The 25945-nt window shown below is 73.5% G+C and carries 17 protein-coding genes; 5 read left to right on the forward strand and 12 right to left on the reverse strand.

The window, feature by feature from the left end; genetic code table 11:
• Positions 1-26 precede the first annotated feature (26 nt).
• The 8 genes from DXZ73_RS31485 to paaA all read right to left on the reverse strand — a co-directional run bounded on the left by DXZ73_RS31485 (position 27) and on the right by paaA (position 6438).
• Positions 27-833, reverse strand: coding sequence for an alpha/beta hydrolase family protein (locus DXZ73_RS31485; protein ID WP_116214371.1), 807 nt, complete (start codon positions 831-833; stop codon positions 27-29).
• On the reverse strand, positions 826-1668 hold the full coding sequence (locus DXZ73_RS31490) for a tryptophan 2,3-dioxygenase (protein ID WP_116214372.1): 843 nt from the start codon (positions 1666-1668) through the stop codon (positions 826-828). Before DXZ73_RS31490 ends, DXZ73_RS31485 begins: the two co-directional genes overlap by 8 nt.
• Positions 1669-1841: 173 nt before the next feature.
• A complete protein-coding gene (locus tag DXZ73_RS31495; protein ID WP_116214373.1) occupies positions 1842-2609 on the reverse strand; it encodes an SDR family oxidoreductase in 768 nt (255 codons plus the stop codon).
• Between the two features lie 84 nt (positions 2610-2693).
• The gene (locus DXZ73_RS31500; protein WP_116215990.1) at positions 2694-3809 is read right to left on the reverse strand and encodes a 2Fe-2S iron-sulfur cluster-binding protein; all 1116 of its coding nucleotides are present in this window, start codon (positions 3807-3809) and stop codon (positions 2694-2696) included.
• A gap of 8 nt (positions 3810-3817) precedes the next feature.
• Positions 3818-4315: a 1,2-phenylacetyl-CoA epoxidase subunit PaaD gene (gene paaD, locus DXZ73_RS31505; RefSeq protein WP_116214374.1), complete on the reverse strand. Its 498-nt coding sequence runs from the start codon at positions 4313-4315 to the stop codon at positions 3818-3820.
• Positions 4312-5088 carry a 1,2-phenylacetyl-CoA epoxidase subunit PaaC gene (gene paaC / locus DXZ73_RS31510; RefSeq protein ID WP_116214375.1) on the reverse strand — a complete coding sequence of 259 codons (777 nt, stop codon included), beginning with the start codon at positions 5086-5088 and terminating at the stop codon, positions 4312-4314. The genes paaD and paaC overlap by 4 nt, the downstream gene beginning before the upstream one ends.
• Positions 5078-5380 (reverse strand): 1,2-phenylacetyl-CoA epoxidase subunit PaaB, encoded by a 303-nt coding sequence (gene paaB / locus DXZ73_RS31515; RefSeq protein WP_116214376.1) that lies wholly within the window; start codon positions 5378-5380, stop codon positions 5078-5080. The genes paaC and paaB overlap by 11 nt, the downstream gene beginning before the upstream one ends.
• On the reverse strand, positions 5377-6438 hold the full coding sequence (paaA, locus tag DXZ73_RS31520) for a 1,2-phenylacetyl-CoA epoxidase subunit PaaA (protein ID WP_116214377.1): 1062 nt from the start codon (positions 6436-6438) through the stop codon (positions 5377-5379). Before paaA ends, paaB begins: the two co-directional genes overlap by 4 nt.
• Before the next feature lie 161 nt (positions 6439-6599).
• Here paaA and DXZ73_RS31525 point away from each other — a divergent pair, with 161 nt between their 5' ends.
• Genes DXZ73_RS31525 through DXZ73_RS31535 form a run of 3 tightly spaced genes read left to right on the forward strand, consistent with a single transcriptional unit; the run spans position 6600 to position 9074 of the window.
• Positions 6600-6851 (forward strand): acyl carrier protein, encoded by a 252-nt coding sequence (locus tag DXZ73_RS31525; protein ID WP_116214378.1) that lies wholly within the window; start codon positions 6600-6602, stop codon positions 6849-6851.
• A complete protein-coding gene (locus DXZ73_RS31530) occupies positions 6851-8326 on the forward strand; it encodes a class I adenylate-forming enzyme family protein (RefSeq protein WP_116214379.1) in 1476 nt (491 codons plus the stop codon). The genes DXZ73_RS31525 and DXZ73_RS31530 overlap by 1 nt, the downstream gene beginning before the upstream one ends.
• Positions 8319-9074 carry an enterobactin synthetase gene (locus DXZ73_RS31535; protein ID WP_116214380.1) on the forward strand — a complete coding sequence of 252 codons (756 nt, stop codon included), beginning with the start codon at positions 8319-8321 and terminating at the stop codon, positions 9072-9074. Before DXZ73_RS31530 ends, DXZ73_RS31535 begins: the two co-directional genes overlap by 8 nt.
• 124 nt (positions 9075-9198) lie before the next feature.
• Here DXZ73_RS31535 and ccrA read toward each other — a convergent pair whose 3' ends face one another.
• The 4 genes from ccrA to DXZ73_RS31555 are packed head-to-tail and all read right to left on the reverse strand — an operon-like array spanning position 9199 to position 23279.
• Positions 9199-10362: a crotonyl-CoA carboxylase/reductase gene (gene ccrA, locus DXZ73_RS31540; RefSeq protein ID WP_116215991.1), complete on the reverse strand. Its 1164-nt coding sequence runs from the start codon at positions 10360-10362 to the stop codon at positions 9199-9201.
• 56 nt (positions 10363-10418) lie between these two features.
• A complete protein-coding gene (locus DXZ73_RS31545) occupies positions 10419-10667 on the reverse strand; it encodes an MbtH family protein (protein ID WP_116214381.1) in 249 nt (82 codons plus the stop codon).
• A 50-nt stretch (positions 10668-10717) separates the two neighbouring features.
• Positions 10718-14512 (reverse strand): type I polyketide synthase, encoded by a 3795-nt coding sequence (locus tag DXZ73_RS31550; protein WP_116214382.1) that lies wholly within the window; start codon positions 14510-14512, stop codon positions 10718-10720.
• Positions 14505-23279, reverse strand: coding sequence for a non-ribosomal peptide synthetase (locus DXZ73_RS31555; protein WP_116214383.1), 8775 nt, complete (start codon positions 23277-23279; stop codon positions 14505-14507). Before DXZ73_RS31555 ends, DXZ73_RS31550 begins: the two co-directional genes overlap by 8 nt.
• Positions 23280-23968: 689 nt before the next feature.
• On the opposite strand from DXZ73_RS31555, the gene DXZ73_RS31560 reads away from it, so the two are divergent.
• Complete coding sequence (locus DXZ73_RS31560) at positions 23969-25249, forward strand: phthiocerol/phthiodiolone dimycocerosyl transferase family protein (protein WP_116214384.1); 1281 nt, start codon at positions 23969-23971, stop codon at positions 25247-25249.
• A gap of 62 nt (positions 25250-25311) precedes the next feature.
• Complete coding sequence (locus DXZ73_RS31565; RefSeq protein WP_116214385.1) at positions 25312-25839, forward strand: RNA polymerase sigma factor; 528 nt, start codon at positions 25312-25314, stop codon at positions 25837-25839.
• Positions 25840-25945 lie beyond the last annotated feature (106 nt).

The following is a 25945-nucleotide window of genomic DNA, read 5'->3' on the forward strand; positions in this document are numbered from 1 at the left end:
TCTCCGGGAGTTGTGGGACGGTGCGGTTACGAGCGCCAGGGACGCGACATGCGGTGCAGTGTGTCGACCACCGACCGGCTCGCCTGCGAACCCGGCTCGATGAGCGTGTAGTGCCCGGTCCCCGGCAGGGTCACGAGCTCCGCGTCCGAGTGCACGGCCACATAGCCGGTGAACTGCTCGTGCGGCAGCTCCTCGTCCACCTCGCCGTGCAGCACCACCGTCGGCACACCGGTCGTGCCCGGCCCGCGGAGCATCGTCAGCGGGTCCACCAGCGGCAGCAGCGACTCCACCCGCTCCGCGGGGCCGATCAGTTCGAGGCCCGCGTCGTTGCTCAGGCCCTCGCGGATCGTCGCGGCCAGATCGGTGATCGGTGCGAGCGCCAGCACCGCCGTCGGCAGCTCCTCGGTGAACCACGGCGAGTCCTCGGGCAGCAGCCCGCGCGCGGCGGCCCACAGCGCCAGGTGACCGCCCGAGCAGTGCCCGGCCAGCACGTACGGCCGCCCCGCCGGGATCGTGTCCACCAGCAGCGCGATGTCGTCGAACGTGGCCGGATAGCCGCCCGCGCCGCCCATCCGGCGGAACCCCGGCAGCACCGTCGTGAAGCCGTTCCTCGCCAAGTGCGCGGCGAACGGCGTCAGATGCATCCGGTCGTACCGCCAGTAGCCACCGTGCAGCAGGATCACCAGCGGCGCGTCCGGATCCTCCGCGGGCCACAGGTCGTACACCTGGTTGGGGTGCTCACCGTACTTGTGGTGCGAAGGCGCGAGGACCGGCCGCAGGCCAAGCACCCGGCGCTCCTCCTCGGCCGCGAAATCGGAAATCGTCCTAGACATAGCTGCGAGCCGTCCAAACCTCGGGGAAAACGGAACGGGCGGCGCGCTTCTCCAGGAACGCCACGCCCGGGGAGCCGCCACTGCCCGTCTTCGCGCCCATCGCCCGGCGGGTGGCCAGCAGATGGTCGCTGCGCCAGCGCAGCACCAGCTCGGCGATGTCGGTGAGCGCCTCGCCCAGCGCCACCAGCGGGTCGCTCTGCGGGCCCGCGTAGACCTGCCGCCAGGCCTCCTCGACCCCGGCGTCCGCCTGGTAGGCCACGGTGCGGTCCCGTTCCAGCACCTGCTCCGGTACGGGCAGCCCCCGCCGGTGCAGATAGCCCAGCGCCTCGTCGTAGAGCGACGGCTGCGTCAGGGCGTCCTCCAGCTCCGCGTGCACCCGGGGGTGACCGCGGTGCGGCTGCACCATCGAGCGGGACTTGTCGCCCAGCAGGAACTCCATGTGCCGGTACATCGCCGACTGGAACCCGGACGCCTCGCCGAACGCCGACCGGAAGCCGTTGAACTGGGCCGGGGTCAGCGACGCGATCGGCCGCCACGCGTCGTTGAGCGCCTGGAGCGAGCCGAGGCTCCGGCGCAGGGCCTCCATGGCCCGCTCCAGGTCGTCCTTCATCAGGGAGTCACGGGCGGTGCGCCACTCGTGGACTATCAGCGTGAACCACAGCTCCATCACCTGGGTCGTGACCAGGAAGGCCATCTCCCCGGGGTCGTCGGAGAGCGGCTGCTGGAGAGAGGTCAGCACCGACGCGTGGACGTAGTCCTCGTACGGGGTCGTCCCGTCGAACTCCAGAAGGGAGTCCTCGTCCTCGGCGGAGGGCGTGAGCGTGCTGTCAGTCATGGGGGTCTCCTCGAACAGGGGCCCCGCCGGCCGGTGGCGGAGGGCGGAGGGCTGAGGGAAGGTGCTCGGGCCGCGGCGGGCGGTGCGGTCCGCTCGCCGCGGGGTCTCCCGGGCAGGCGGCGGCGGTCGCGTCCCGGCGCCGCGCCCCGGCCCGTGCTTCGGTGACCGGTGGGTCACACGCCCAGGTGGCCACCGCCGGTCGCGTCCAGGTACTGCCCGGTGACCCAGCGGGCGTCGTCGCTCGCGACGAAGGCCACCACGTCGGCGATGTCGGAGGGCTCACCGACCCGGTCGAAGGCGGAGACGGCCGCGTACCGCGCCCGCACCTCGGGGTCCTTGAGCGTCGGATTGATGTCCGTGTCGACGAAGCCGGGCGCCACCGCGTTCACCGTGATCCCGCGCGCGCCCAGCTCCTGGGCCAGGGTGAGGGTGAGGGTGTTGATCGCGCCCTTGGTCATCGAATAGGCGGCGATGTGCGGGACGGCGATCCGCGTGACGCCGGAGGAGATGTTGATGATCCGGCCGCCGTCGCGCAGCCGGCCCAGCCCCTGCTGGATCACGAAGAACGGGGCCTTGACGTTGACGGCGAAGACCCGGTCGTACTCCTCCTCACTCACGGCGGCTATCGGCTTGGGGAGGGTGATGCCGGCGTTGTTGACCAGGATGTCCAGGCCGGGCGCGGCGCCGTACCGCGCCAGGCCCGCGTCGAACGCCTCCCAGAGCGCGACGGCGTCCCCGCTCACACCCAGCCGGGCCTGGAACGCGAACGCCTTGCCGCCCGCCGTCTCGATCCGCGCGACGGTCTCCGCGGCGGCCGCCGCGTCGTGCCCGTAGTGGACGGCCACCAGGGCGCCGTCCCGGGCCAGCCGCAGCGAGATGCTCCTGCCGATGCCCCGGCTGCCGCCGGTCACCAGTGCGGTCCTGTCCGAAAGCCTGCCCATGGTTCGCTGTCCTCACGTGTCTCTGAGTGTCGATGTCGGTGTAGTCGTCGATGCGTGGTGGTGCGGAGATGCCCGCGCGGCCGTTCAGGCGTCGAAGTCGAGCCCGACCTCGTCCGACTCCGGCCGGGCCCGGCAGGCGAGGGTGTAGCCGCCCGCCAGCTCGGCCTCGCCGAGGGCGTACTGCCGGTCCATCCGCACCGAGCCGGAGACCACCTTGGCCCGGCAGGTGCCGCACAGCCCGTCGCGGCAGGAGTACGGGGTCTCCGGCCGGGCCCGGAGCACGGCGTCCAGCACCACCCGGTCGTCCGGGCCCATGGTGGCCACGGTGGTCCGCCCGGCGAGCCGCGCGGTGATCCGCCCCTGCCGCCCCTCGACGTCACCGCCGGCGGCCTCCGCGGGCCCGTCGCCGGCCGAGAACAGCTCGAAGCGCACCCGCGCGGGGTCGGCCCCCCAGCAGGTGAGCGCCTCGCGCACCGACTCGACCAGCCCCCAGGGGCCGCACAGATAGAAGAACCCGTCGTCGTCCGGTTCGGCGCCGAGCAGGGCCAGCAGCTTGGTCAGCCGCACCCTGTCGATCCGGCCGGAGAGCAGCTCCGCCTCCCGGGTCTCCTGGGAGAGCACGTGCAGCACGAAGAACCGGTCGACGTAGGCGTCCTTGAGGTCGGCGAGCTCGTCCGCCAGCAGCACCGACGCCGCCGTCCGGTTCGCGTGGACCAGCGAGACCCGGCACCGGGGGTCGTCCCGCAGCGCGGCCGCCGCCATGCTCAGCAGCGGCGTGATGCCGCTGCCGCCCGCGACCAGCACATGGTGCGCGCCCGGGTGGTCCACCAGCCCGAAACCCCCCGTCGGAGGCGCGATTTCGAGACTGTCGCCGACCGCCAGCCGGGTCGTGGCGTACTCCGCGAAGCCACCGGGCCCCAGGCGCTTGACGACCAGGCGCAGCCCGGAGCGCTCCCCGTGCGGCAGACAGACGGAGTAGCTGCGGCGCAGCTCCGGCCCGCCGTCGCCGTCCGGGAGGTGCCGGACGGCCACGTGCTGCCCGGCACGGTGGGCGAAGACATCGGCCAGCTGGTCCGGTACGCCCAGGCGGATCGCCACCGCCTCGCCGGACAGCCGCTCCACCTCCGTCACCCGCAGCCGGTACCACCCGGCCGCGTGCGGCGCCGTCGCGGTCGTCGCGGTCGTCACCGATGTCGTCATGACGGTCGTCACATCGCCTTCAGATGCGCGAAGGTCTCCTGGCACGCGGTGCACACCAGGACGGCTTGGCAGCGGGTCGCCCCGAACACGCTCTGCGGACGGGTCGCCACGGAGCCGCAGTTGGGGCACGGCAGCCCAAGACCGAGCCGGACCGGCAGCGGCGCCCCGGCGGCACCCGGCGGCACGATCCCGCTCTCGGAGAGCTTGCGGCGGCCCTCGGCGCTGATCCAGTCGGTCGTCCACGCGGGCGAGAGCACCTGCCGCACGCGCCCGTCGGGATGCCCGCAGTCCGCCAGCACCCGGCGGATCCCGGCCTCGATCTCGGGCATCGCGGGGCAGCCCATGTAGGTCGGCGTGATGACGACCTCCAGCGTGCCGTCCCCCGCCGCCTCCACCGCGCGGATCACCCCCAGGTCGGCCAGGGTGATCATGGGGAGCTCCGGGTCCGGCACGGTGTTCACCCGCGCCCGTACCTCGTCGGCCGCCAACCGAATCGCGGCGCTCACCAGTTGCCCCCCGGATACTGCCGGCGCACCGACTGGAACTCGGCCAGCAGCGGGCCGAACGCCTCCGTGTGCAGCCCGGAGCGCCCGCCCGTCGCATGCCACGAAGGCGCGGGCACGGTCAGCCCCGCGTCCGCCAGGACACCGGCCACCTCCCGCTCCCAGTCGGCCCGCAGCCGTGCCGGAGCCACCGCCGTGCCGTCGGCGTCCAGCCGCTCCACCAGCTCGTCGGCCTCGAACAGCTCACCCGCGTAAGGCCAGACACGGTCCAGCCCCGCCTGCATCCGGCGGTGGCTCTCGGCCGTGCCCCGGCCCAGCCGCACGGTCCACTGCGCGGCGTGCATCCGGTGGTACTCCAGCTCCTTGGCCGCCCGCGCGCCGAAGCCCGCCAGACCCGCGTCCCCCGCCCCCGCCAGCGCCGTGCACAGCAGCAGCCCGTACTGCGCGTACACCAGCTGCCGGGCGATGGTCACCGCGAAGTCGCCGTTGTCCAGCTCCACCAGCAGCGCGTTGCGGAACTGGCGCTCGGTCCTGCCGTAGGCCAGGTCGTCGTCACTGCGCCCGGTCCCGTCCAGCTCACCGCTGTACGCGAGCAGGGTCCGGGCGTGCCCGAGCAGGTCCAGGGCGATGTTCGAGATCGCCAGGTCCTCCTCGATGGTGGGCGCGTTCGTCACCCACGCGCACAGCCGCTGGCTGAGGACCAGCGCGTCGTCACCGAGCCGCAGCGCGTACGCGGCGACGTCCCGCGTCCGCTCCCCCGTACGGCTAACCGTCATGGCTGCCCCCCTCGTTCAGGGCCACGTAGTGCTCCGGGTACCGGTACGGCTTGTCGGCGGCGTTGCTGAACAGCGGGTCCTTCTCGCTCGGCGAGGACGCACGCACCGCGTCGGACCGCACCACCCAGATCGACACCGACTCGCCCCGCCGGGTGTACAGGTCCCGGGCGTTGGCCAGCGCCATGTCGGCATCGGCACCGTGCACCGACCCCACATGCTGGTGGGACAGGCCGCGGCGCGGCCGGATGAACACCTCCCACGGAGTCTGCACCCGCGCGGTCCGCTCACTCATGCGCTCTGCCCTTCCTCGTACCGGCCCGCCGCGTAGGCGTCGACGGCCTCCCGCACCCAGGCACCGTCCTCGTGCGCCGCCACCCGGTGCGCCAGCCGCTGCCGGGCGCACTGCGAGTTGTCCGCGAGCGCCTCCCGGAACAGCCGCCAGTCGATCGGGCCGAAGTCGTAGTGCCCGCGCTCCTCGTTCCACCGGATCGCCGGGTCCGGCAGGGTCACACCCAGCCGCTCGGCCTGCGGCACGCAGTTGTCGACGAACCGCTGCCGCAGCTCGTCATTGGTGTGCCGCTTGATGCCCCACGCCATCGAACGCCTGCTGACCGCGGCACCCATCGCCGCCGTACGGTCGTCCGCGCCGCCCGCCGTCGTGTCCGGCGGGCCGAACATCAGCGCCACCGCGGGCAGCCACCAGCGGTTCACCGCGTCCTGCGCCATCTCCTGCTGCTCCGGCGTCCCCCGGCACAGCGACCACAGCACGTCGTAGCCCTGCCGGACGTGGAACGCCTCCTCCTGGCACACCCGCCGCATGGCCCGCGCGTACGGCCCGTACGACGTGTGGCACAACGGCACCTGGTTGACCACGGCCGCACCGTCCGTCAGCCAGGCGATCGCCCCGGTGTCCGCCCACGTCAGCGCCGGGTGGTTGAACGTCGCCGCATAGCGCTGGGTCCCGCCGTGCAGGGCGTCCAGCAGCTCGGCGCGCGACACCCCCAGGGTCTCCGCCGCCGAGTACAGATAGAGCCCGTGACCCGCCTCGTCCTGCACCTTGGCCAGCAGGCTCGCCTTGCGGTGCAGCGACGGCGCGCGGGTCAGCCAGGCGCCCTCCGGCTGCATGCCGATGATCTCGGAGTGCGCGTGCTGGGCGACCTGCCGCAGCACCATCCGCCGGTAGCCGTCCGGCATCCAGTCCCGAGGCTCGATCCGCTCGTCGGCGGCCAGCAGCGCCTCGAAGTGCTCGGTGAAGCCCTCTTCGCCGCTCGCGTCGGTGGTCGTCACCCTGAGAGCACCTCGCTCACTCCTTCGTCCTCGACTGCCGGAGGCGACGGTGCCTCCAGACATAAGGAGTACGGGACAGGGGAGTTCCATCCCCGCGGGCCCGACCCGGAGCCGTGACGAAGATCACGAAAGCGGCAGGGAGAGCGGAGCGGCGAGGCCGACTCTTCTATCAGCGGGCACACCGCTCACCGAACAGCGGCGGCACCGCGACGAAAGGGAAACGCATGAGCACCGTACGGGAGATGCTCGTCGAGCTGACCGGCACGCCGGAGTTCGCCGACGGCATCAGCGACGACGCCGACCTCAGCGCCAGCGGCATCGACTCCGGCGACCTGGTGCGCCTGGTCCTCCTCATCGAGCAGCGCACCGGCGCCGAGGTCACCGCCGAGGACATGGACCAGCTCACCACCATCGCGGACTACGAGCGCTTCGTCGCCACCCGCGGCGGGGCCGCCGCGCAGCCGAACGGCTCGTGATGTGGCTGACCCAGCTGGCGGAGCGCAACCGCCAGTGCTTCCCCGACCGGACGGCCCTGGTGGACGAGCACCGCTCCGTCACCTGGGCCGAGTTCGACGACCGGACCGGCCGGCTCGCCCGCGGGCTGGCCGGTCTCGGCATCCGGCGAGGTGACCGCGTCGCGGTGCTCTCCCTGGACCGCGTCGAGGTCATGGAGACGTACTTCGCGCTCGCCCGCCTCGGCGCGCTCTTCGTCCCCCTCAACCACAGCCTGACCCCCGCCGAGGTGACCGGCATCGCCCAGCGCACCGGAGCCGTCGCCGTCATCGGCGAGGCCGCGCTGCTCGACCGCCACCCCGACCTGCCGGTCCGGCTGCGGATCGCCATGGAGAGCGAGGAGTTCGCCGCCCTGGGCGCCGACGGCATCGCCCTCCCGGAGCTGCCCGACCTCCCCGACGACACCCCCGTCGCGATCCTGCACACCTCGGCCACCACCGGCCAGGCCAAGGGCGTCACCGTCGACCACGCGTCCTTCCGGGCCATCGCGCTCGGCTGGCTCGCCGTGGCCCGGCCCGCCGACGACATGGTCCTCGTCAACTGCTGCCCGCTCTACCACGGCAGCATGGTCGTCTCCCTGACCTACATGGCCGCGGGCGCCACCGTCGTCCTCATGCCGGGCTTCAAGCCGCAGACCGCGCTCGCCGCGATCGAGAAGCATCGCGCCACCCACATCTGGCTCGTCCCGCAGATGCTCCGCTTCCTGCTCCAGGCGAAGGCCATGGAGAGCACCGACCTGTCGACCCTGCGCGAAGTGCTCTACGGCGCCTCGCCCATGCCCGTCGACATCTACACCGAGGCCGCCGCACGTCTCGGCTGCGGCTTCCGCCAGGTCTACGGAATGACCGAGGTCGGCGGCCCGTTCGTCACCCTCGGCCCCGAGGAGCACCCCGCACCGGACGCCGTGCCCGACCTGATCCCCGCCGGCCGGGTCGTCCCCGGCATGTCCGCCCGCGCCCTCGACGACAAGGGCGAGGAGGCGGCGCCCGGCACCATCGGCGAGATCGTCGTCCGCGGCCCCGGCGTCATGCGCGGCTACTGGGACGACGACGAGGCCACCGCCGAGATCACCGTCGACGGCTGGATCCGCACCGGGGACCTCGGCTACATCGACCGCGGCGGCCTGATCCACCTCGTCGACCGCAGCAAGGACCTCATCATCCGCGCCGGGCAGAACGTCTACCCGACCGAGATCGAACGAGCCCTGCGCACTCACCCGGCCGTCCACGACGCCGCCGTCATCGGCACACCGGACCCCGACTACGGCGAGGTCCCCCTCGCCTACGTCGTCGCCGACGAGGGCACCGGCACCGCCGAGCTGCTGCGCCACGTCGCGGAGCAGCTCGCCCCGTACAAGCGGCCCCGGCGCATCGAATTCATCGACCAGGTCCCCAGGAACCCGGCCGGAAAGATCGTCAAGAAGCTGCTGCGTGGGTGACGCGGCGGCGCCGGGGCCCGGGGACCGGTCCGGGGTGGAGCGCGCGTTGCTCTCCCTGCGGCCGGTCCTCGCCGCTTCCGGCGTCGCGCTCGGCGTCGCCGACGGCCCGGGGCGGCCCTTCGGGCCGGGGGAGACACAGTCGGCGTCCGCGATGCCGCCGCTCCGGCGGCGGGACTTCCTCGCCGGACGCCGCGCCGCACGGCGCGCGCTGCGCGCCGCCGGCCTTCCGGTGGGGGAGATCCTCCACGACGGGCGTCGCCCGGTCTTCCCGGAAGGCTGCGTCGGCTCGATCAGCCACTCCGGCGGCCTGGCCGTGGCCCTGGCCGCTCCGGCCTCCCGCTTCCGTGCCCTGGGGTGCGACCTGGAACTGCGCGGACTGCCCGTGGAGGCGGCGCGCTTGGTCCTGTCGGAGGACGAGCGTGTGTGGATGGCGGGGTCGGTGCGGCAGTTGCTGTTCGCGTTCTCCGCGAAGGAGACGGCGTTCAAGGCGCTCGGGGGCGACGCGCCGTCCCGTTTGCTGGACATCGGCCTGCGGCCGGGGCGCGACGGCTTCCGCGCGTGGCCGCGCGACGTCCCGGAGCGGGTGGTGGAGGTACGGGCCCACGATGTGGCAGGCGCCGCGTTCACGTGGGCTTGTTCCCCAGCCCCGCCCCTTCCCGAAACCGGGGAGACCCCGGCCCCCCTGAAGCGGCTGCGCCGCTTGTCCTCAAACGCCGGACGGGCTGATTTCAGCCCGTCCGGCGTTTGAGGACAGCGCGCGAAGCGTGCTTCGGGGTCTGGGGCGAAGCCCCAGTTCGGGAAGGGGCGGGGTGGGGAACAATCGCCCACCGCCCCGCACCCGGGCACGGGTCCGGGGCGGAGCCCCGGAGGGGTCAGGCGGTCGCGTTCACCAACACCGCCATGTTGCCCGCAGGGTGCTCATTGTCGTGGATCAACTGATGCGCCTTGCCGATCTCGTCGAAGCCGAGCGTCAGCGACAGGCAGGGGTCGATGAGGCCCTGACCGATGAGTTCGGTGACCTCGCGCGCCTCACGGGCGTTGGAGACGTGCGACCCCTGGAGCCGCTTCTGCCGCATCCACAGGAACCGCAGGTCCACATCGCCGTTGTAGCCCGTGGTGCCACCGCAGATGACGACCATGCCCGCGTTGTCGCACAGGTACATGGACGTGGGGATGGTGTCCGCACCGGAGTGCTCCAGGACGATCCGGGGCGCCCTGCGCTCGCCGAGCACCTCCCAGAAGCGGCGGCCGAACGCGCGCGCCCCCTTGAGCCACACCTCCATGGCCGCGTCGTCGGACGTGTCCGGCAACCGGCCCCAGTGGTCGAAGTCCCGCCGGTTGATATAGCCCTTGGCGCCCAGCTCGACGCAGTACTCACCGCGCTCGTCGCTGGAGACGACCGCGACGGGTATGCCGCCCGCCCGCCGGACCAGCTGGATGGCCATGCAGCCCAGGCCGCCCGCACCGCCCCAGATCAGCACCGGGTCACCGGGCCGCACGGTGTGCGGGTCCCAGCCGAACAGCTGGCGGTACGCGGTCGCGGCGGTCGCCATGTAGCACGCGGCCTCCGCCCAGGACAGCCGCTTCGGCTTCGGGTGGCACATGTACTCGTCCACGACCGTGAACTGGGCGAAGGAGCCGTAGTTCTCCTCGTAGCCGTACACGCTCTGCGAGGAGGAGGTGGAGGGGTCGGCACCCAGCCGGATGTCCTCGGCGCTCTCGTCCCACTGATTGGCCAGGATCACCACCTCGTCGCCGAGGGAGACGTGGCGCACGTCCTCGCCGACGGCCCACACGATGCCCGACGCGTCCGAACCACCGATGTGGAAGTCCTCCGTCGCACCGCGCCGCTGACGGGTGGCGACGACGTCGACCGGGTCACCGAGCGCGGCCCAGACGTTGTTGTAGTTCACACCGGCGGCCATCACCTTGATGAGCACCTGGCCGCGCCCGACCTCCGGCACGTCGACGACCTCCGTGCGGAAGGCGTCGATGGGCATGCCGTAACGCTCGGGCCGGATGAGCGACGCGTACATCCGCTTGGGCGCCTGCCCCAACGGGGGCGCGTCGCCGAGCTCGTAGAGGTCCTCGGTCACTGGGGGGCTCCTGACGGTTCGGGACGGAGACCGGCGGTGTGCTCGGTCGTGCTGGTGGAGGGCGAGCAGGCGGCGGCCCGCTCCAGGTGGTCGAGACAGGCACGGTGACCGGTCGCCGGCAGGGCGACCGTCCAGCCTTCCGGTACGTCGGCGAAAGCGGGCCACAGGGAGTGCTCCCCGGCCGCGTTCGTGAGCACCAGGTGCGACTCCTCACCCTGGCCGGGGTCCTCGAACGGACTGCGCACGGTTCTACCTTTCCTCGCTGTGCGTCGGTGCTGTGGTGCGTGGAGGGGCGTCAGCCCGCGGACGGCCGGAGCGCGTCCGCGAGGACCGCGCCGATCCGCGCGAGCGGCTCCGGCTCGGTCATCTCGTAGTGGCCGCACGCCACCGGGTGGTCCTCGACCGTGCCGCTGACGTACGCGCGCCACTCCTCGGCCTTCGCCATGGCGTCCGAGGCCCCGGCCGGGGCCTCGGGGTCACCGGCGGCCGTGAAGAACAGCACGTCGCCGTCGAAGACCTCCGGCTCGAAACCGGGCGCGATCCGCAGGTTGTTGCGCATGACCCCGGCGAGCAGGGTGGCCTCCTCCAGGGAGACGGCGGCCGTGCCGGCCTCGCCGAGCAGGGCGAGCGCCCGGGAGACGTCCAGGGTTCCGCCCTCCGGCGGCCGGAGCCCCGCGACGCGCAGCAGCAGGGCCGCCACCTGGTGCTCCGCCTGCTCCTCGGTGAGGGGCTCGACGTGCATCAGCGGGGCGTCCATCATCGCCAGCAGCTCCACCCGCTCGCCCTCCCGCCGGAGCGCGGTGGCCATCGCATGGGCCACGGCGCCGCCGTAGGACCAGCCCAGCAGCCGGTACGGGCCCTCGGGCTGCACCTCGCGCAGATGCCCGACATAGGAGTCGACCATCTCCTTCGCGTCGGCCGCCGGGGCACCGGCACCGTCCAGGCCGTGCGCCTGGATGCCGTACACCGGCTGCCGCCCGCCCAGGTGCGTCAGCAGCCCGGAGTAGCGCCAGCCGATGCCGCCGCCGGGGTGCACGCAGAACAGCGGGCGCTGATCGCCGTCGGCGCGCAGCGGCAGCAGCGGGGCGAACGCGTCCTTCCCGGCCCCCGCGCGCCCCACCCCGTCGAGAACCCCCGCGATGGTGGGGGACGACAGCAGGGCGGCGGCCGCGATGTCCAGCCGGGAGGCGGTGCGCATGCGGCCCGCCAGCATCACGGCCCGCATGGAATCGCCGCCGAGGTCGAAGAAGTTGTCGTGGACGCCGATCCCGTCGATGCCCAGGGCCTCCTCCCAGTGCCCGGCCACGGTCCGCTCCAGCGGGGTGCGGGGGGCGACGTACTCGGCCGCCAGGTGCGGCGGCCGCGGCGCACGCCCGGAAACCCGCGCAGCGCCCGGAGCCGGGGCCGCGTCGTCCTCCGTGCGCGTACGGGGCCGGGCCGTGGGCGCGTCGATCCAGTGCCGCCGCCGGTCGAAGGCATAGCCCGGCAGCGGCACACGCCGCGCCTCCACCGGGTCACCGGCCGCGGTGAGATCCACCTCGGCACCGGCCGTCCACAGCAGGCCGAGCGCCTCCGCCAGCACCTGGCCGTCCGGGCGCTCCGCCTTGGCGTGCCGCATCGTCGCCACCGTCACCGGCGGCTCGTCGCCGAGCCGGGCCGCGGCCAGCTTGGCCAGCACGTCGCCCGGACCGATCTCCACGAGCAGCGGGTTGCCGCGCTCCCACACCGACGCGATCCCGTCGGCGAACCGCACGGTCCGCCGGGTGTGGTCGACCCAGTGCCCACGGCTCGTCGCCTGCTCGTCGGTGATCCACGTGCCCGTCACATTGGTGACGAACGGGATCCGCGGCGGCCGGAGCGTGACCGTGGCCAGCGCGTCCTCGAAAGCGCCCAGCACGGGGTCGAGCACATGGGAGTGCGCGGCGGCCGGCATCCGCAGCCGGCGGAACGTCACCTCGTCGGCCAGCAGCCGCCGTTCCAGCTCCGCCACCGCCTCCTCCCGCCCGGCGACCGTGCACGCCGCCGGACCGTTGACGGCGGCCAGCGACAGGTCGGCGGTCAGATAGCCGCGCAGCTCCTCCTCGCCCAGCGCCACCCCGACGGTGGCACCGCCCGCCGAGGCGATCAGCCGGATCCGCTCGGCGACCAGCGGCAGCATCTCCTCCAGGGACATCACCCCCGCCAGCGTGGCCGCCGTGTACTCGCCCAGCGAGTGCCCGATCAGCGCGTCCGGGCGCACCCCCTGCTCCATGAGGGTCACGGCGAGGGCGTACTCGGTGACGACCAGTGCCAGGAACGCGTCGACGCTGCCGGGGTCGGCGTGCTCGTACAGCGCCGTCCGCAGATCGCGGCCCAGGACGGGCCGCAGGATCGCGGCACAGCGGTCGACGGCGTCCCGGTAGACCGGGTGGTCGCGGTAGAGCTCCGCGCCCATCCCCACGTACTGTGTGCCGCCGCCCGGCAGCAGGAACGCGACGGCCGGGGCGCTGCCGTCCCGCACCTCCGGTCGCACGGGCACCGGGTGACCCAGGACCCGTACCGCGTCCGCGGTGGTCCGGGCGACCACCGCGGCCCGGTGGGGCATCGCGGGCAGGAACGTCCGCAGCGAGTGGGCGACTTCGGCCAGAGCGAGGTCCGGGCGGGCCGCCAGGTGCCGCCCGAGATTGCCCGCCTGCCCCTGGAGGGCGGCCGGTGTACGGGCCGACAGCGGCAGCACCCGCCAGCGCGGCTCCTCGTCCTCGCGGGGCGTCCCTGAGTCCGTGGGCGGCGCCTCCTCCAGGATGACGTGGGCGTTGGTGCCGCCGACGCCGAAGGCGCTGACCGCGGCCCGGCGCGGCTGTGCGCCGGCCTCCCAGTCCTCCAGCTCCGTCGGCACCCGGAAGGGGCCCGAAGCGAAGTCGATCAGCGGGTTCGGCGCGTCGAAGTGCAGGCTCGGCGGGATCTGCCGGTGCTCCAGGGCCAGCACGGACTTGATGAACCCGGCGATCCCGGCGGCCGCGCCGAGGTGACCGATGTTCGTCTTCACCGACCCCAGCGCGCAGAACTGCCGCTCGTCCGTGCTCTCCCGGAACGCCCGGGTCAGCGCGGTCACCTCGATCGGGTCGCCGATCCGGGTGGCCGTGCCGTGCGCCTCCACGAACCCGATCGAGTCCGCGCCGACCCCGGCCGCCGCCTGCGCGGCCAGGATCGCCTCGGCCTGCCCCTCGGGGCTCGGCGCGGTGAAACCCACCTTCCGGCGGCCGTCGTTGTTGATCGCCGAACCCTTGACGACGGCCCGGATCCGGTCACCGTCGGCCAGCGCGTCCTCCAGCCGCTTGAGCACCACCGCGCCCACACCGTCACCCGACGACGTGCCCGCGGCGTCCGCCGCGAAGGCGCGGCAGCGCCCGTCCGGCGAGAACGGCCCGCCCGGCACGTGCCGGTAGCCGAGCATCGCCGACGGATTGAGCGACACGGCCCCCGCCAGCGCCACGTCGCACTTGTAGTCGATGAGGTCCTGGCAGGCCGTGTGGATGGCGACCAGGGCCGTGGAACACGCCGTCTGCAACGACAGGCTCGGCCCCGTCAGCCCCAGCTCGTAGGAGATCCGGGTGGCCAGCGCGCCCAGCGAGTTGCTCGTCGCCGCGTGCACCAGGGCCACCGACGCGCTCTGCCCCGCGAACCGCGGATGGACGTGTCCCGGGTAGTACCGGCTGTCACCGGCACCCGCGTACACCCCGACCTGCTGCTCGCCGTGGCCGCCCGCGTAACCCGCGTCCTCCATCGCGTGGTAGGCGCTCTCCAGCAGCAGCCGCTGCTGGGGGTCGACGAGTTCGGCCTCGGCGGGGCTGTAGCCGAAGAACGCGGAGTCGAAGCGGTCGATGCCCTCGATGACGGACGCCATCCGCACCAGGTCCGGGTCGTCCAGGTCCGCCGGGTCGCCGCCCGCCGCCAGGAACTCCTCGTCACCGACGGGCCGGACCGACTCCCGCCCGGCGGCCAGGTTCTCCCAGAACTCCTCGACCGAGTCGGCTCCGGGGAAGCGCCCCGCCATGCCGATGACCGCGATGGCCGGATCGGCCCCGTACTCGGTCTCTGCTGTCTCATCCATCGTTGCGGGGCCCCTTGTTCTTGGTGTTCTTGGTGGTACGGCGGGCCCGCGCGGCCCGCTGCCGCTCCGCCTGCTGACGGGCCCGGTCCAGACCGGTCGCGGGCGCGGCCGCCGCCGGTGCGTCCTCGGCCGGGCCGGCCGCCGTCGCCCCGACACCCGCCCGGGCGAGGTGCTTCGCCAGCGCCCTGACGGTGGGGTGGCCGAAGAGGTCCACGACCGTCAGGTCGCAGCCCAGCTCCTGGTTGACCGTCGTCTGGGCCCGCACCAGCAGCAGCGAATGGCCACCGAGGTCGAAGAAGTTCTCCTCCACCCCCACGTGGTCACGGCCCAGGACCCGGCACCAGATCGCGGCCAGCGACTCCTCCAGGCGGCGCACCCCGTCGGAGCCCGTGTCCGCAGGGCCCCCGGCGGACACGGCCGACGCACCGGCCGCCCGCAGCACCCACGCGCCGTCCGCGCCGCAGGCACGCGCCGCGGCCTCCGCGGCCCGGTACAGGGCACCGAGATCGGCACTGTCCTCCAGCGCCACCCGGCCCGCGAGCCGGTGCACACCACGCGCCGGGGCCACCACGTGGCCGCGCACCCAGGGCGCGCCCCGGTCGGCGCCGATCAGCACGTGCGGCTCGTCGAGCGTCCGCACCAGGTCGAAGGAGCGCAGGGCCCCGGCCGCGTCCAGCACGCGGTAACCCCGCGCCTCCGTCAGGGCCTTGAGACCGTAGCCCTCGCTCATGCCCAGCTCGTCCCACATGCTCCAGGCCAGGCTGTGCGCGTCGAGACCGGCGTGCCGCTGATGCGCGGCCAGGGCGTCGAGGAAGGCGTTCGCCGCGGAGTAGGCACCGCTCATGGACCCGCCGAAGAACCCGTTGACCGAGGAGAACGAATCGAACGACGTCGCCCCGAGCTCCAGAGCCAGCCGGTGCAGGACCCAGCCGCCGGTGACCTTCGCGGCCAGCGCGGCCCGCCACTGCGCGGTGCCGTAATCGGTCACGGCCCGCTGGTCGAAGTCGCCCGCGAGGTGCAGCACCCCGGCCAGCGGCACCGACCACTCGCCGGACGCCTTGTCCACCGCCGCGCGCACCTGGCCCGGATCGGTGATGTCGGCCGCCTCGTAGCGGACCTCACCCAGCTCCCGCAGGCTCCGGAACGCCGCGATGCGGCGGGCGAGGCCACCGCCCTCGGCGACCCGCGCGTCCCAGGTGTGCTCGTCGGGCAGCCCGGTGCGCCCGAGGAGCAGCAGCCGGGTGCCGGGCGTCGTCTTCAGCAGGTGCTCCGCGAGGCGCACCGCCACCCCGCCGAGCCCACCGCTGATCAGCTGGAACCCTTCGGCGACCGGCCGTGCGGCACGCGGCAGCGGGTCGGGCAGCGGAGCCAGCCGGCGCACCCAGCGGTCGCCGTCACGGTAGGCCACCTCGGCATCGGCCGGCGGCACCGCGATCTCGGCGAGCAGCAGAGCGGCCGTCTCCCGCGCGTCCCCGGCGGGCAGGTCCAGCCGAGCCGTCCGCAACCAGGGCAGCTCCTCGCGCAGGCTCTTGAGCAGACCGCCGGCCGCGGCGTGCGCGTACGGGACGCCGTCGCCGTCCACCACCCGGTGGCCGCCCGCGCCGACGAGGTACAGGGCGACCTGCCGGTCGCCGGTGTGCCGGGCCGTCAGCGCCTGCGCCAGGCACAGCAGGCTGTCGGCGCCGTCCCGCTGCGCGTCGAGGAGCTCCTCGACGCTGCCGGGCTCGCCCGGCGGGGCACCGAAGACACCCAGGTGGACGACCGTGTCCACCGGCCGCCCGTCCGCCGCCAGGGCGTCGAGCAGCAGCCCGTGGTCCTCCGCGGAGTCGATGCGGACCCGGTACCGCGCGGCGTCCACCCGGGCGAACTCCCCGCCCCCGGTGACGACCGTGCACAGCGAACCCGCCGCGCGCAGCCCCGCGGCCACCGCCTCCGCCACCCCGGCGGCCGCGGCGTGCCGCCCCGCGAGCACCAGCGTGTGCCCCGCCGCACCGGACGGCCGGTGCAGATGCCCAGCCCGCTGCCACACCGGGCGCAGGAACCAGTCCGGCACGGTCGCCGAGGTGCCCAGCAGGATCTCCGACGCCTGCGCCGGCCGGTCGAACTCGCCCGCCTCGAACCGCTTCCGCAGCTGCGTCCGCTGGATCTTGCCGATCTCCGTCTTGGGGATCGTCACCGCCTCGACCGGCACCAGATGGGCCGGGCTGACCCCGATCTCCCGGGTCACCTTGCCGCGGATCGCCCGCAGCGCCCGCGCCACGTCCTGACCGGGCTCCAGGTGGAAGAACAGTGCGAGCTCGTCCGTGCTCGCCGTCGGGTCGCTGCGCACCGCCACGGCGGCGGTGAAGCTCCGCACGACGTAGGGCAGTTCCTCGACACAGGTCTCTATCTCATGGCTGTAGTGGTTGACGCCGTTGACGATGATGACGTCCTTGGCGCGGCCGGTGATGTACATCTCCCCGGCGCGCAGGAACGCAAGGTCACCGGTCTCGAACCAGCCCTCCGGGGTGAAGGACTCGGCGTTCGCCTTGTCGTTGTCGTGGTAGCCGCCGGTCACCGTCGTGCCGCGCACCTGGAGGCGCCCCACGGTGCCCTCCGCCACGACCTGGTCCCCGTCGTCCACGATCCGCATCGAGAAGCCCGGGTAGGGCAGCCCGCAGCTGACGAACAGCTCCTCCCCGTCCGGCGCCTCGGCGGGCAGCACGGTGTCCGTCACCACCGACGAGGTCTCCGACATGCCCCAGCACGGGTGCATGACGTCCTGCGGCATCCCGAACGGCTTGAGGGTCTTCAAGAAGCCCCGCGCCGTCGCCGCGACGACCACCTCGCCCGCGTTCATCACCAGCCGCACCGGCGAGAGGTCCCACCGGCGGTCACCCATCCGGTGCGCCTGCTCGGTCACGAGGCCGAACGCGAAGTTGGGCGCCCAGATGACGCTGGCCCGGTGCCGGTCGGCGACGTCCATCCAGCGCAGCGGGTCCTCAAGGACCCACGAGGTCGGCGCGTGGACCTGACGGCAACCCAGATAGACGTCCCGCAGGTGGAACATCACCACACCGGTGACATGGTCCAGCGGAATCCAGTTGAACGACACGTCCCGCTCCGACAGCGAGTTCATCGCCGCCGTGGCCGCCGCCCGCGTCAGTACATTGCGGTGGGTGAGCCGCACCGCCTTCGGCAGACCCGTGCTGCCGGACGTCAGCAGCATCAGGATCACGTCCTCCGGCCGGGCCGGATGCCAGTCGGCGTCCGAGGGGCCCTCGCGCAGCGTGTCCACCGTCGTCAGCCGCAGCCCCGGCCAGTCCCGCCGCTCCGCCAGGTCGCGCAGCCCCGCCTCGCCCGAGGCGGACGTCACGATCCACGGGCGGTGCAGCATCTGCCACACGCCCTCCAGCTTCGCCAGCGGCGCGGACTCGGCCACGTACGACGGCGGCACGGTCAGCGGCACCGTCACGAAACCACCGAGGACGCAGCCCCACAGGGCGGCCAGGAAGTCCTCGGTGTCCTCGCACTGCAGGATCACCTGGTCGCCCGGCCGCAGCCCCAGCGCGCGCAGGCCCCCCAGCACCCGTGACGCCTCCTCGATCAGCGAGGCGTAACTGCGCCGGGCCTCGGTGCCGTCGGCGCGCACATGGACCACCTCGGCGTGCTCCCCGCCCCCGGCGGCCCGCCGCAGCGCCTCCGCCCAGGTGTGCACGGCGAGTTCGGGCAGCGGCGGGCCCTCGCTGAGCGCGGGCACGGCCTCCACGGCCCCGTTCGCGGCCGGGGCGTCCGACGCGGCTGCCTGCCGCGCGGAACCCCTGCCGACGTACAGCCGGCCGGTCTCCTGCGGCACGTCCTCCAGCTCCACCGCCGCCGAGCGCACACCGGGCAGCGCGGCCAGAGCGCGCTCCCAGACGCCGGCCGCCTCCGCGTCGATCACCGGCAGCCCGTTCAGGGCGGCGGTGTCCAGCGTGCCGTCCGCGTTCCTGGGCAGGTCCGACACGGCGGCCACCCGCGGCGCCCGCGCCGGGTCCGCGGCCGTGCGCAGCAGCTCCTTCGCCGCCTGCTCGGCCGCCCCCGCGCGGGTGGGCACGGCGAGGACCACCGGACGACCGCCGTCCGACGGCAGCGTCACCGCGTCCCGGATCCCGCCGCCCGTCAGCAGCGCCGCCGGGTCGAACGGCCCGCCGGCCACCACCGCGCCGCCCGGCGCGGGCCGCGCCTCGACGGACGGCAGCGCACCGATCCGCAGCCCCGGGTCCGCGGCCACGGCCGCCAGCAGCGCGCGCAGCGCACCGCCCAGCCGCTGTGCCGTGTCCCGGTCGAACAGGTCCTCGCTGTACTCGACATGACACGCCAGACCCTCCGGCGCGCCCTCGGCGTCACGCCGCTCCACCACGTCGAAGAACAGGTCGAACTTGGCCGTCCCCGTCGAACGCGGCTCCAGCGGCGCCCGGTTGCCGCCCAGCCGCAGCACCGCCTCCGTGTTGTTCTGAAGCGCCAGCATCACCTGGAACAGCGGGTGCCGGGCCGGGGTACGGGCCGGGTTCAGCTCGTCCACCAGCCGGTCGAACGGCAGGTCCTGATGGTCGTACGCGGCCAGGTCGAACGCCCGCACCCGCGCCAGCAGCTCACGGAACTCCGGGTCCCCGGAGGTGTCCGCGCGCAGCACCAGCGTGTTGGCGAGCAGCCCCACCACATCGTTGAGTGCCTCGTCCACGCGCCCGGCCACCGGCGTGCCGACAGCGATGTCCGTCCCGGCACCGCACCGCGTCAGCAGCGCCGCCAGGGCGCTCTGGAGCACCATGAACAGGCTCGCGCCGCTGTCGTCGGCGAGCCGCAGCAGATCCCGGTGCAGCCCGGCGTCCACCTCGACCGCCAGACCGCCGCCGCGCCGGCTGGGCACCTGCGGACGCTCCCGGTCGACCGGCAGCGCCAGCTCCTCCGGCAGCCCCGCGAGGGCCTCCTTCCAGAACGCCGCCTGACGCCCCACCGGGCTCTGCGGATCCGGCGCCGCCGCGAGCAGATCACGCTGCCACAGCGCGTAGTCGACGTACTGGACCGGCAACGCCTCCCACTGCGGCGCCGTGCCCCCGAGGCGGGCCGCGTACGCGGCGGACAGGTCCTCCGCCAGCGGCCGCAGCGACCAGCCGTCCGCAGCACTGTGGTGCAGCACGAGCACCAGCGTCCGGGACGCCCCCGCGCCGTACAGGCCCGCCCACAGCGGAATGTCCCGCGTCAGGTCGAACGCGTGCCGCAAGGCACCCGCCACATGAGCCCCGACCTCCTCCTCGGGACAGTCGACGACCTGGAGCACCGGCCGCACGCTTCCCGCCGCGCACACCTCCTGACGCGGTGCCCCGTCGGTCTGCGGCAGCAGCGTGCGCAGGCTCTCGTGCCGGTCGGTGACGTCCGCCAGGGCCGCCCGCAGCGCCTCGTGGTCGACCTCCTGCTCCAGCCGCACGACCAGCGGGATGTTGTACGTCGCCGCCGACGTGTCCAGCTGGTTCAGGAACCACATGCTCTGCTGCGCCGAGGACAGCGGGATCACCGCGGGCCGCTCGGCGGCCACCAGCCCCGGCCGGGCCGGGGCCGCCGCGGCGTCCTCGGGGACGTGCGCGGCGATCCCCGCCGGGGTGGGCGTGGTGAACACCGCGGCCATCGGCACCTCGGCACCCGTCGCCGCGCGCAGCCGCGTCAGCAGCCGGGTCGCCAGCAGCGACTGGCCGCCCAGGTCGAAGAAGTTGGCGTCCGCGCCGACCGTGCCCTGCGGCAGGTGCAGCAGCTCCTCGTACAGCCGGCACACCAGCGCCTGCGCCGCGGTCGCCGGGGCGCGGCCACCGGCCGCAGCCGCGAAGTCCGGCGCGGGCAGCGCCTTCGCGTCCAGCTTGCCGTTGGCGGTCAGCGGCAGCGCGTCCAGGACGACGCACGCGCCGGGCACCATGTGCTCGGGCAGCAGCCGGGCCAGATGGGCCCGCAGCTGCGCCGGGTCCGGGGCGTGCCCCGGCGCGGGCACGGCGTAGCCCACGAGCATCCGGCCGGCCGCGCCGGCCGTCTCCCGGGCGACGACCGCGGCCAGCGCGACCGAGGGGTGCGCGACGAGCGCCGCCTCGATCTCCCCGGGCTCGATCCGGAACCCGCGGATCTTCACCTGCTGGTCGGCGCGCCCCGCGTACTCCAAAGTGCCGTCCACGGACCGGCGGGCCAGGTCGCCCGTGCGGTACATCCGCTCGCCCGCTTGCCCGAAGGGGTCCGCGACGAACCGCTCCGCGGTCAGCGCGGGACGGCCGAGATAGCCGCGCGCCAGACCGGGACCCGCGACGTACATCTCACCCACCCAGCCCGGCGGCACCGGCTGGAGGCAGTGGTCCAGGACGTACACCCGCAGGTCCGGCAGCGCGCTGCCGATGACGCTCCGCGCCCGGCCGTCCTCGATGAGCGCGCGCGTCACCCGCTGGTACGTGACGTGCACGGTCGTCTCGGTGATCCCGTACATGTTGATCAGCCGCGGCGACTCGTCGCCGTGCCGCTCCAGCCACGGGCGCAGGTGCGCGGGCTCCAGCACCTCGCCGCCGAAGACCACATAGCGCAGCGCGAGCGGACCGCCACCGTCGCCGGCCGCCCGGTCCGCCTGGATCAACTGCTGGAACGCGGACGGCGTCTGGCTGAGGACGGTGACACCCTCGCGGCGCAGCAGCTCCAGGAACTCCCCGGGCGAACGGGACGTCGTGTGCGGCACGACGACGAGCCGGCCGCCGTGCAGCAACGGGCCCCAGATCTCCCAGACGGAGAAGTCGAAGGCGTAACTGTGGAACAGCGTCCACACGTCGTCCGGTCCGAACGCGAAGTGCGCGGCGGACGTCTCGAACAGCCGGATGACATTGGAGTGCGGGATCACCACACCCTTGGGACGCCCGGTCGAACCGGAGGTGTGGATGATGTACGCGGCGTCCGCCGGGGTGAGCGGCGCCGACCGGTCGGCGTCCGTGAGGTCGGCGGCCGAACGCGCGGCCAGCTCACGGTCGGTGGCCTCGTCACCGAGGACCACGGCGACGGCCCCGGTCCCCGGCAGCCCCGCCGCCACCCGCGCGTCCGTCACCAGCAGCGCCGGAGCGGCGTCCTCGGCCACGGCGCGGATGCGCTCGGCCGGATAGTCGGGGTCCAGCGGCAGATACGCGGCACCGGACTTCAGCACCGCCAGCAGGCCGACCGTCAGCTCCACGGAACGGGGCAGCGCCAGGGCCACGATCCGGCCCGGACCGGCACCCCGCTCGACGAGGAACCGGGCCAGCCGGTTGGCGCGCGCGTTCAGCTCCGCATAACTCAGTGCGGTGCCCTCATGGGTGACGGCCGTCGCCCCGGGCGTACGGGCCGCCTGGGCCTCGAACCGCGCCGGCAGGGTCGCGTCGGCCGGGGCGGTCACGGCCGTGGCGGCGGCACCGGCGGATACGTACGCCGGGTGCTCACCGTCGCGCAGCAGCGTCGTGCGCGCGAGCGGCAGCTCCGGGCCGGCGTCGGCGAGCCGGTCCAGCAGGAGCAGGAACCGCTCCTGGTGGTCGGCCAGTTCGGCCTCGGTGTAGAGCGCCGGGTTGGCGTCGAAGGAGAGCCACAGGCCGGTGTCGTCGGCACCCGGCCGCACATTGATCTGCAGATCCTCGACCGGACCGCCCGTCAGGTGGTGCGAGGTGGTCGGGTGAGTGCCGAAGGCGAGCTCGTTGGTGAACGGAATGAGGTTGACGACCGGCCCGTACAGCCGCCGCCCGCCGCCCAGCAGCTTCAGGTCACGGCGCAGGTCCTCACCGCGGTACTGCTGGTGCCTGCGGACGGCGCGCTGCTCCTCGGCCACCGCGCGGACGAGCTCGGAGACGGTGGTGCCGGGCCGCACGGACAGGCGCAGCGGCAGGATGTTCGACACCGTGCCGGGTATCCGCATGGCGGTGGAGCCGAGCCGGCTCCAGGTGGCCAGCCCCAGGATCACGTCGGGGCTGCCGGTGACCCGGTGGAGGTAGGCGGCGGTGGCGGCGAGGAGCAGGTCGCCCCGGGCGCCGCCGAGCCGCGCCGCGGCCTGCGAAAGCCGGTCGGCCTCGGCGGCGGACAGGAGCGTGGTGCGGCGCAGGAAGGGCGCGGACGGCGCCGCGGTGGCCTCGGTGAGCCCGACGGCCACGGGGGCGTCGGCGAAGCGCCCGGTCCAGTGGGCGCGGTCGCGCGCGAAGCGCTCCGAGGCGCGGTACGAGACGTCGTCGTCGAGGAGCGCGCCCGCGGGCGCGAACGGGGCGGCGGACACCTCTTCCCCGGCCACGAGCGCGCTGTAGGTCTCGGCCAGCCGCCGGGCGACGAGCTTGAAGCCGTATCCGTCCAGGAGGATGTGGTGCGCCCGCAGGAACCACAGCCAGCGGTCGGGTGCCGCCTTGAAGAGGGCCTGGGTGAACAGCGGGCCCTCGGTGAGCTCGACGGCCTTCGCGAGGTCCGCCGCGATCCACGCCTCGGCCGCCGCGCGCGGGTCGGGCTCGGTGCTGACGTCCAGGAGGTGCAGGGGCCAGTCGTCGGAGGGGGCCAGGGTGCCACGGGGGCCGTCGGCGGTCTCGGTGATCCGCAGGCCGAAGATCTCCGCCTCGGCGACCGTGCGGCGCAGCGCGGCCTCGAAGAGCTCCGCGTCGACCGGTCCGTGGATCTCCACGTACTCACCGGTGTTGTAGGCCGCGTTCGCGGGGTCGAGTCGCTGGGCGAACCAGATGCCCTCTTGGGCGCCCGACAGCGGGCGACCGGCGTCCTCGTGAACAGACATGGCACCAACCCTCAGTAGGTGTATGGAATTTTCTGCCGGAGAAAGGCCCCGCGGGACCACCGCGCGGGGCGACGTCGGACGGGCGCTCGCGATCGGCTCCACGACCGGGAAACGGTATGTGTGCGGGCGCTCAAGGAATCGCAAAAACACGGCAGGACGCGGCGCATTGGGTAGGCCTTGAGAGCGCCACGACGAGGCGGCCCTTCCACCGTCATTAACCCTGCATGAGGGGAACTCGGGCAGTCAAGGGAAGATCGTTCCAAGTTCCGTTTGACTTTCCGACGAGGGGTCAACCCGCTTTGATATCACCTTGAACCAGGGCTTCCGGTCTGCCGTGGGCGCATGCATAAAGAGCGAACTTCCGGTGTTCGGAACGCGTACGGAAGGCATCAAGAGCTGGTTGACGCGGCATCAGATGAATGCCTCAACCTAGCGGCTCCGTCCGGGAAAGAATAGCGAAACCCTGTCGGACCGTCATGAGAGGTAAGCCACGCCGCGGGCCCGTACGACGCCTCTTGAAAGACAGCGGGAATCCCGCTTCACTGAAACCGCGATTCCGCTTCAGCGGGCGAGGCGATCCGGGTGCAAGCCCCACCGCAGCATCGATTTTCGGCCAGCATCTGGCCGGATCCCCTCGTCGGACCGGTGTTTCCGGCCCGTTGAAGACTGAAACATGAAAGGCAAGTGGTATGCACCGCAAGTTGTGCCCGGCGGAGACGCTCTACGTCGCCCAGCGGAGCCGCGCCGTGCTCTCGTGCACCGTTCGCGGCGACCTCGACGAGAGACTCCTCGCCGCCGCCTTCGCCGCCAAGATCGCCGAACACCCCTCCCTGCGCTCCCGGATCGGCCGGGAGGGCGACGCGTACGCCCTCCAGCCGCTGGACGAGGCCGACCTGCCCCGCCTCGTCGTGCGGCCCGGCGGCCCCACCGCCCTCATGGACGAGCACAACACCCCGCTGCCGGACGGCGGCCCACTCGTACGGGCCGCCCTGCTCCGCGGCGACAGCGAGCACACCGTCGTCCTGAGCGTCGACCACACCATCACCGACGGCCACAGCGCGATAGCCCTCTACGACGCGCTGTGGCGCACCTACGCGGCACTCGCCGACGGCGAAGCCGCCGCCCCCGCGACCGGGACGTACGACTGGCCGGCACCCGCCACCGACCTGCTGCCCCCCGCCGACCCCGAGGAGACCGAGCGCTACCTCGCCCGCAGGATCGAGCGGACCCAGCGCCTCCCCATCACCGCCCTGCCCTACGCGGCCGCGGGCACGCGACGCCCGCAAGGGGAGCACAAGGTCGCCGTCCAGCGCGTCCTGCTCCGGCCGGAGGAGACCACCGCCCTCCTCTGCCACTCCAAGGCCACCGGCGTCTCCGTGCACGGACTCGTCAGCGCGGCCCTGCTCAAGGCCGTCCGCCACGGAATCGGCGGCGACGGCGCCAAGGCGCTCGGCTGCATGTCACCCGTCGACCTCCGCTCCCGCGTGACCCCGCCCCTGCGGCGGGAGGTCATGGTGCCCGCCGTCACCTCCTGCCTGGACGTCGTGGACGTGGCCGACGACACCGACCCGCTGGAGCTCGGCCGCCAGGTCACCGCCAACCTGCACGGAGCCATCGAACGACGCGAGTTCATCCACGAGACGCGCATCCTCGCGCAGGTGATCCGCAACCCCGCCCTGCTGGCCACCAGCGTCATCGTGACCAACATGGGCCGCGTCCCCGCCCCGCCCGCCCCGCGCGGCCTGGAACTCACCGACGTACGCCTCATCCCGGTCCGCGACAACTACTACCCCCAGGCGGGCCGAGGGCCCGTGATGGGATGCGTCGTCTCCTTCGACGGCCGCCTCGCCATCGAACTGCCCTACAGCACCGAGTGCTTCGGCCACGACCAGATCCGCGAGATCCGCGACGGCGTGCACACCGCCCTGCTCGCCTTCGCCGCGCACGGCGAAGCGGCCGTCGCGGGCTGACGCGACGCCGTCCGCACGCACAACACCCCCATCATCAGGCTGAGTCCAGGAGCGCGCCTGAAGTGAGAACACTGAACGACCCGTGTGCCCATCCCGTCACACCCCTGCTGCGCCGCGCGCAGGCCGGTGACCGCCAGGCCATGAACGACCTCCTCCTGCACATCGCCCCCTATGTGGGGCGGCTCTGCCTGCCGATCGCCCAGGGGCACAGCTCCGACGCCGCGCAGGAGGCGATGCTCGCGATCTACCGCGGCATCCGGGGCCTGCGCGAACCCGCGGCCTTCTACGGCTGGGTCCGGGCCGTGACCGTGCGGGAGGCGATACGCACCTCCAAGCGGCTCAGCCAGGGCTCGGCCGACGGCCTGCCCGACCTCGCCCAGGACGCCGACCCGCTGGACACCGTCCACATCTCCGACGTCATGGACCGGCTGCCCGACCAGCACCGCCAGATCCTCACCCTCCGCGCCGTCTACGGCATGAACGAGCAGGAGATGGCGGCGACCCTCTCCCTGCCGGTCGGCACCGTACGGTCGCGGCTGCACCGTGCCCGGCGGAACTTCCAGGACGCCTGGCACCAGCGCGCCGCCTGACCGGCCGTCGGGGGCGCCCGGCCGGGCGGCGACTGTTGCGAATCCACCGTCACCGCATCTGACCTGCTGGTATTCTGAAGGGATGTACATCCGACCCCTTCCCGGC

It is taken from the genome of Streptoverticillium olivoreticuli subsp. olivoreticuli, from assembly GCF_003391135.1.
Lineage (GTDB): Bacteria > Actinomycetota > Actinomycetes > Streptomycetales > Streptomycetaceae > Streptomyces > Streptomyces blastmyceticus.